1 protein-coding gene and 1 pseudogene are annotated in these 348 nt (G+C 44.3%); both read left to right on the forward strand.

The features are described 5' to 3' along the window. Positions 1-144, forward strand: a pseudogene (locus tag SB660_RS19370) (SAM-dependent methyltransferase); the annotation flags it as partial. Positions 145-164: 20 nt separating this feature from the next. Beyond that, on the forward strand, positions 165-348 hold a 184-nt coding region (gene mtnN / locus SB660_RS19375), incomplete at its 3' end, for a 5'-methylthioadenosine/S-adenosylhomocysteine nucleosidase (RefSeq protein ID WP_410583861.1).

Consider the following 348-nt stretch of genomic DNA (forward strand, 5'->3'; position numbering starts at 1 on the left):
TATCATCAATTAGCGGACGATTTAAAGACGGAACATTATCCGACACTTGGGACAATGAAAAACATCTTTTCAGAAGAGGGATTTGCCGCGCGGTTTACGCAGCAAAATGACTTTGTCTGGATAATGGAGGCGATTAAACGGTAAATCGAAGGGATTGTGTATAAATGAAACTGGCAGTCATCGGAGCAATGGAAGAGGAAGTTACGATTTTAAGAAGCAAACTGAAAGACGCAAAACAAGAGATGATCGCTCACTGTGAGTTTACGACTGGCAGCTATGAAGGCGTCGAAGTTATCTTGCTGAAATCGGGGATCGGAAAAGTCAACGCCGCGATCAGCACGACGCTTC

Source organism: Bacillus sp. SIMBA_005, assembly GCF_046535585.1.
Taxonomy (GTDB): Bacteria; Bacillota; Bacilli; order Bacillales; family Bacillaceae; genus Bacillus; species Bacillus pumilus.